General features: G+C 39.0%; 9 protein-coding genes. 3 read left to right on the top strand and 6 right to left on the bottom strand.

Annotation, left to right across the window (positions count from 1 at the left end):
• The first annotated feature begins 405 nt into the window (after positions 1-405).
• The gene (locus F8B77_RS08680) at positions 406-948 is read left to right on the top strand and encodes a gamma carbonic anhydrase family protein (protein WP_130045721.1); all 543 of its coding nucleotides are present in this window, start codon (positions 406-408) and stop codon (positions 946-948) included.
• Here F8B77_RS08680 and F8B77_RS08675 read toward each other — a convergent pair.
• The 3 genes from F8B77_RS08675 to tsaC form a co-directional block, all read right to left on the bottom strand.
• The gene (locus F8B77_RS08675; protein ID WP_130049256.1) at positions 941-1,204 is read right to left on the bottom strand and encodes a DUF1488 family protein; all 264 of its coding nucleotides are present in this window, start codon (positions 1,202-1,204) and stop codon (positions 941-943) included. The two genes, F8B77_RS08680 and F8B77_RS08675, sit on opposite strands and share 8 nt — an antisense overlap.
• A complete protein-coding gene (aroE, locus tag F8B77_RS08670) occupies positions 1,204-2,025 on the bottom strand; it encodes a shikimate dehydrogenase (protein WP_151655022.1) in 822 nt (273 codons plus the stop codon). Before aroE ends, F8B77_RS08675 begins: the two co-directional genes overlap by 1 nt.
• 71 nt (positions 2,026-2,096) lie before the next feature.
• Positions 2,097-2,654, bottom strand: coding sequence for an L-threonylcarbamoyladenylate synthase type 1 TsaC (gene tsaC / locus F8B77_RS08665; protein WP_151655021.1), 558 nt, complete (start codon positions 2,652-2,654; stop codon positions 2,097-2,099).
• A 199-nt stretch (positions 2,655-2,853) separates the two neighbouring features.
• On the opposite strand from tsaC, the gene purE reads away from it, so the two are divergent.
• Positions 2,854-3,339 (top strand): 5-(carboxyamino)imidazole ribonucleotide mutase, encoded by a 486-nt coding sequence (gene purE / locus F8B77_RS08660; RefSeq protein WP_005421516.1) that lies wholly within the window; start codon positions 2,854-2,856, stop codon positions 3,337-3,339.
• A gap of 2 nt (positions 3,340-3,341) precedes the next feature.
• A complete protein-coding gene (locus F8B77_RS08655; protein WP_151655020.1) occupies positions 3,342-4,454 on the top strand; it encodes a 5-(carboxyamino)imidazole ribonucleotide synthase in 1,113 nt (370 codons plus the stop codon).
• A 36-nt stretch (positions 4,455-4,490) separates the two neighbouring features.
• Here the strand turns inward: F8B77_RS08655 and F8B77_RS08650 are convergent, their stop codons facing one another.
• Genes F8B77_RS08650 through dprA form a run of 3 tightly spaced genes read right to left on the bottom strand, consistent with a single transcriptional unit; the run spans position 4,491 to position 6,649 of the window.
• Positions 4,491-5,060, bottom strand: coding sequence for a DNA topoisomerase family protein (locus tag F8B77_RS08650; protein ID WP_151655019.1), 570 nt, complete (start codon positions 5,058-5,060; stop codon positions 4,491-4,493).
• 9 nt (positions 5,061-5,069) lie between these two features.
• Complete coding sequence (locus F8B77_RS08645; RefSeq protein WP_151655018.1) at positions 5,070-5,543, bottom strand: DUF494 family protein; 474 nt, start codon at positions 5,541-5,543, stop codon at positions 5,070-5,072.
• Between the two features lie 2 nt (positions 5,544-5,545).
• Positions 5,546-6,649 (bottom strand): DNA-processing protein DprA, encoded by a 1,104-nt coding sequence (dprA, locus tag F8B77_RS08640; protein WP_208846115.1) that lies wholly within the window; start codon positions 6,647-6,649, stop codon positions 5,546-5,548.
• Between the last annotated feature and the right edge of the window lie 4 nt (positions 6,650-6,653).

Here is a 6,653-nt window from a genome sequence, read left to right as displayed (position 1 = left end):
CATTGATTATTTTTATTTGCTTTCGCAAATAGTGATTATCAACTCACAAGTGCCCACACAGATTAATAGGTTTCAAATTGTTAAAGAGCTTTTCTTCTACTTTTAAAGCGTTTCTGCCTTTCTGTGAAGAGGACGGTCATTTTATCTAATTAAGCTTCAGTGTCAAGCACTTATTTGAAACTAAATTTTTAACCATCATCCTGAACCAGATTGCTAACCCCTTATGGGATGGGCTCTCCGTGTCAGTGAGGTCGCATTATAGAGAGTTCGATCACATTAGCAAGGGCTTTTTTAATAATATTCCAATTTTATGTTTTTATGGTTAAAGTCCATACAATTCAGTGTTAAATTAGCCTTAAAGACGCATTCCATTAACAGTTAGTTATCATTTTAAGGGCATATAATATGAATTCTCCGTTACGAAGCTATAAATCTACCTTTCCTACTATTGGATCAAATACCTATATAGATATTTCATGTGTTCTAATTGGAGATATCACTATCGGTCAAAACTCTAGTGTTTGGCCTTTGGTTGTGGCTAGAGGTGATGTAAATAGTATCTCTATCGGCGATAGATCTAATATTCAAGACGGTTCAGTTTTGCACGTTACGCATAAAAATACAGAAAACCCAAAAGGAGCCCCATTACTTATTGGTAATGATGTCACTATTGGCCATAAAGTCATGCTGCATGGTTGCGTAATTGAAGATCGAGTTCTTGTTGGAATGGGAAGCATTATTCTAGACAATGCTTATATTGAAGCAGATGTAATGATTGGCGCTGGTAGTCTGGTTCCACCAAATAAACGACTGGAAAGTGGCTACCTTTATATAGGTAGCCCAGTTAAGCAAGTTCGCCCTCTATCTATAGAGGAAATAGCATCACTTAAAAAATCAGCATCAAATTACGTTGCATTTAAAAACGACTACATAGAAGAAACTAGCTGATTTCAATTTCTCCTGAAGCATTGAACTCTTCATCTTCGATCAATGCTTCAGCTGTGTCTTCAATATCAAAACGCAAGTGATTAAAAATCTCACAGGCTTTCTCTTGACTGCAAACAGGTTCTCCGCTTTCTTCTTCAAGCCATGAGAATAAAACTAAGCAATTAATTAAGCTTCCCATTTGTTGTGCTGAAAAACGCACACACTGGTTATCCAGATCTACGGTTAAATCATCTGAAAATAGAATCGATTGATTCATTATATACCTTCTAAGTTTTTTCGTAATTCGCGTAAAATTTGTTTGCTGCCTGGACGTAGCCCTCTCCACACAGTAAAACTTTCTGCAGCTTGACCCACTAACATACCTAACCCATCATAAGCTTGGTAAGCATCGTTTTCTAATGCCCATTGGTTAAAGATAGTTTTTCCTGAACCATACATCATGTCATAGCTAATCGCACCACCAGAGAATATAACAGGATCAATTTGAGGAAGCTCTCCAGATAAACTTGCCGATGTTGAATTAATAATGACATCAAAACTCTTATGAATGTCACTCATCTCTTTTGCTTCGATCCTTCCATAAGAAGAAAACAACCCTTCAAGTTGTTTTGCTTTTTCATAAGTTCGATTAACAAGCGTAATAGAAGCTGGATTTTGCTTTAATAAAGGAAGAATGACACCACGAGCTGCGCCACCAGCACCAATTAATAAAATGTGTTTATCTTCTAAAGGTACTTGGTACTGCAATAAATCTTGAACTAACCCTTCGCCATCTGTGTTATCACCTAAAATAATGCCATCGTCCAATTTTTTAAGTGTATTTACGGCTCCTGCTAGCTTTGCTCTTTCGGTTAATTGATCGACAAACTGAAATGCTTCTTCTTTAAAAGGGACCGTTACATTACAGCCTTTTCCTTGTTGAGAAAAAAACGCGGTCACTGACTCAACAAAACCATTTATGGGCGCTTCAATTGCTGAATATTCTAAATTCTGCATTGTTTGACGAGCAAATAAGGTATGAATAAAAGGTGATTTACTGTGTTTAACCGGGTTACCAAAAACGGCATACTTATCCATGTGAAAATATTCCCTGCAATGAAAGCGCTAAATGATGTTAGTAACCTTACCTTAAACCTATCATTGATGCATTAACCCTGGCGTAGCGTATTACCTGTTTTCGCATCACGAATTTCGGTTGGTTGAGTGCGATTACCCACTTCTCCTTGAAAAATTACCACACCTGTATTTCCTAGTTGAGCTTCAACTTCGGCAACACTTCGACAAGGCTCCAATCCTGAAAGGTTAGCACTGGTTGAAGTAATGGGTTTACCGAATGCGTTACAAATAGCTTTCACTTGAGGATGACCCGTTACTCTGACAGCAATACTATCAAATTGTCCAGTAACTAAAGGTAATGTGCTTGTTTTAACTGGAACAATCCAAGTCACAGGACCTGGCCATGACGCTTTAATGGTATTTACTTGCTCTTCTGTTAATTGTTCTAAATCGATATAAGGTAATAATTGCTCTATAGATGCTGCAATTAAGATTAACCCTTTTTCTTTTGGTCTCTGTTTTACATCTAACAATTTTAGCAAGGCTTGCTCATTATCAGGATCACAACCAACACCAAAAACACCTTCGGTCGGATAAGCGATAACATTTCCTATGTTCAAAGCCTCTACGACTTGATTTAGATTCTTCACATTAATACCACTCTCTTCTATATGTAGTATCTATTCTATTGATCTACTCAAATCACACAACCGCTTTCCTTTTTTGAATTGTCATCATTCATTAATAAGTTTAGCTTTTCCTTACGCAAACGTTTTCCTTAATAAAAAATAACCGTATAATGCGGATAACTTTTCTATATTGCCAATATCTTTATTTAAGGAGTTCACAATGAAAGTCGGTATTATCATGGGTTCAAAATCAGACTGGCCAACAATGAAACTGGCCGCTGAGATGCTTGACCGCTTTAATGTGCCTTATGAGACAAAAGTGGTTTCTGCACACAGAACTCCTCAATTACTTGCCGATTATGCAACTCAAGCAAAAGATCGTGGCATTAAAGTCATTATCGCTGGAGCAGGCGGCGCGGCACACCTTCCTGGAATGGCCGCTGCATTCACAAGCGTTCCGGTTTTAGGAGTTCCAGTACAATCTCGTGCACTTAAAGGTATGGATTCATTACTTTCAATTGTACAGATGCCAAAAGGTATTGCTGTTGGCACGCTTGCGATAGGTGAAGCGGGAGCGGCTAATGCGGGTATCCTTGCTGCTCAAATCATTGGCACATCAAACGAAGAAGTAATGGCTGCGGTTGAAGCTTTCCGTAAAGAACAAACTGAAATGGTGTTAGAGAACCCAGATCCATCAGAGGATTAATCATGAATGTTCTTATTTTAGGTTCAGGTCAATTAGCACGAATGATGTCTTTAGCTAGTGCTCCACTGAATATTGATGTGATCGCTTATGATGTTAATAGCCAACAAATTGTACATCCATTAACTCAACAGCCAATTGATTTATCATTAGAGCAAGCGATAAACAATGTTGATGTAATTACCGCTGAGTTTGAACATATTCCTCATCATATTCTAGCTATTTGCAGTATTAGTGGAAAATTCCAACCAACGCCTGATGCAATAAAGGCGGGGGGAGATCGTCGTCTGGAGAAAAAGTTATTAGACAATGCTCATGTTGCAAACGCCAAATACCATATCATCAATACCAAACAAGACTTTCTTAATGCTATCAATACTGTAGGGATCCCTATGGTTTTGAAAAGCGCCTTAGGTGGTTATGATGGAAAGGGGCAATGGCGCTTAAAAGATCTATCTCAAGTTGATTCTATTTGGGAAGAAATGGATGATCTAATCAAAAACTCTCCAAATCAAGCAATAGTTGCAGAGCAATTTATTCCATTTAACCGTGAAGTTTCACTTATTGGCGCTCGTAATAAAAACGGTCAAATGGTGACTTACCCACTGACTGAAAATGTTCATGTCGATGGAGTTCTGGCTTTATCAACCGCATTAGAAGGCACCAGTGAGTTGCAAGAACAAGCCGATCGTATGTTTACCGCTATCGCAGATGAGCTTAATTATATCGGAGTGCTTGCTATTGAGTTTTTCGATGTAGACGGAAAGTTACTTGTAAATGAAATCGCGCCACGAGTTCATAACTCTGGACATTGGACTCAGCAAGGTACTGATGTTTGCCAATTTGAAATGCACATTCGAGCAGTATGCAACTTACCACTAACAGGTAATGAATTACTTCGCTCAACAGCGATGTTTAATATTTTAGGTGAAGATAGCTTACCAGATGAAATATTAACAATGCCGAATTGCCATATTCATTGGTATGGAAAAGAGAAGCGAGCGGGTAGAAAAATGGGACATATTAACGTGTGTGCCGACTCTCCTGAAATGCTACAAAAAGAGCTTTCTAAACTTGCGAATATTTTAGATAAACAAGCCTTTAAAGCTCTTTCTTAAATCTTAGGTATGAGTAACTTAATACTAGTGATTAAGTTACTCTACTTGGTTCTGAACTTCGGCACACTTTTTATCTGCACAAATGAGTCGTACCCCTACTGCTGTTTCTTTTTTTAGCAGCAACTCAAAACCACATTTTTGACAACACCCTTGTTGCGGCTCTAAATTGACAGCAAAACGACAGGCCGGATAAGCATCACACGCATAAAATGATTTACCAAAACGTGACTGTTTTTCATGCAACAAGCCTTTTTTGCAACTCGGGCATTCAATCAACTCTTTTGGTTCTTCCTTTTTCTGCTCTAACGATTCAATGTGCGTACATATGGGATAAGTAGAACAACCGATAAACATTCCATATCGACCTTGCCTTAATACTAACTCATTTTCACACTCAGGACATGGGATCCCCAGCTCTTTAACTATATGACCATCATTACTTTTTAATGGGCGAATATAGTCGCATTCAGGATAATGTTGGCACCCCAAAAATGGACCTCTTTTACCATAACGGATCATAAGTTCACCGCTACATTCCGGACAACTTTGATGCTCTAGCGCGTGTTCGTGAGCTTGAAATAATTGCTTATCTATTTTCCCAGACATTCAAAAACCTTAATGCGTAATGCCTACATCTGCAGTATAAAGCAGCTCTTCCATCTGCGTATAAGCACTCTCTTGACCTGGAACATTGAACAACACCATTAGCACGACCCATTTCAAATCGTCCAAAGAAAGATCCTCAGTTTCTAATGCCATTACCTGTTCGATGACCATTTCTCTCGTTTCACTTGTCAGAACTTTAATTTGCTCTAAAAAAAGTAAAAAACCACGACAAGCAGTGTCAACTCCATCAATTTCTTGTTGAGTATACACGCGCATTGACGTTGATGTACTTGGTTCTATGTGCGTATAAGAATCCGATTCTTGTAGACGAGCTAAGTCTTCTAACCAATCAAGTGCTTTATAAATAGCCTCTTGGTGAAAGCCTGCTTTTAATAATTCTTCTTCAAGTTTTTCTTGTTCTACGTTTAGTTCAACATCACTATGGATATATGTTTCAAATAGATACATAAGAACATCCATCATGGCTAGCCCCTCCGCTTTTTAATGTAACCCCCTGGGACTGCAGCGATGAAACCTTGCAACTCTAATTCAAGTAATTGCATCATGATTTCATGTACAGGCATCTGACACCGCTCTGCGATTATATCAACAGGCGTCGCCTCACTGCCTACGGTAGCGAACACTTCAGGAAATGGCAATTGTTCTGTTATAACTTCTTGATCGAATAAGGACGGTTGGTGAGATATTGCACATTCAGTTAAAGCCCCAATTTCATCAAAAATATCTTCTGGAGATGAAACCAGTTTTGCTCCTGCTTTAATTAAGCTATTTGATCCTTGAGCCGTAGGGTTTTGAATCGACCCTGGAAGTGCAAAGACTTCTCGACCTTGTTCATTAGCATACCTTGCTGTAATCAGCGATCCTGAACGCTCAGCAGCTTCAACAACCAATACACCCGTCGAGAGTCCACTAATGATCCTATTTCGCCTGGGGAAATTATCAGCTCTTGGTGGTGTGTCAGGTCTAAACTCAGAAACCAAGGCGCCATTTTCACTCACTCTCTGAGCCAAGGCTCGATGCTTAGCTGGGTATATCTTTTCTAGTCCAGAACCAAGAACAGCAATGGTTTTTCCTTTTGCTTCTATTGCACCATGATGTGCATATCCATCCACACCTAACGCAAGACCACTGGTTACAACATAATTATGTTGAACAATTGAGCGAGCAAATTCTTTAGAGCAATCTAATCCTTCAAGACTGGCATTTCTACTCCCAACTATCGCAACTTGTGGTTCAGACAAACACAACGCATCGCCCTTAACAAAAAGTACAGGAGGTGGAGCACTAATCTCAGACAACAACTTAGGGTATCTAGGGTCGGTTAATGGCAAGATAGTATGATCAGAACTCTTTGCTTGCCAAGTGAAGCAGGCCTCAACTTGCTTATTCCCCATCTGTTTTAAATAAGTAATTTGAGATGAAGATAGGCCTAAAGCTTGTAACTGCTCATTATTGTATTGCAGAATATTTTCAACTGAATCGACACTGAGTAAACGAGACATTACCTTCCCACCTACTCTAGGACAAAAGCATAAAGTTAACCAAGCCGATAGATGATCTTCAGAAATGGGC

The organism is Aliivibrio finisterrensis, assembly GCF_008933155.1.
Classification (GTDB): domain Bacteria; phylum Pseudomonadota; class Gammaproteobacteria; order Enterobacterales; family Vibrionaceae; genus Aliivibrio; species Aliivibrio finisterrensis.
The sequence above is the reverse complement of the archived record's forward strand: the minus strand, read 5'-3'. Positions and strand labels throughout refer to the sequence as shown.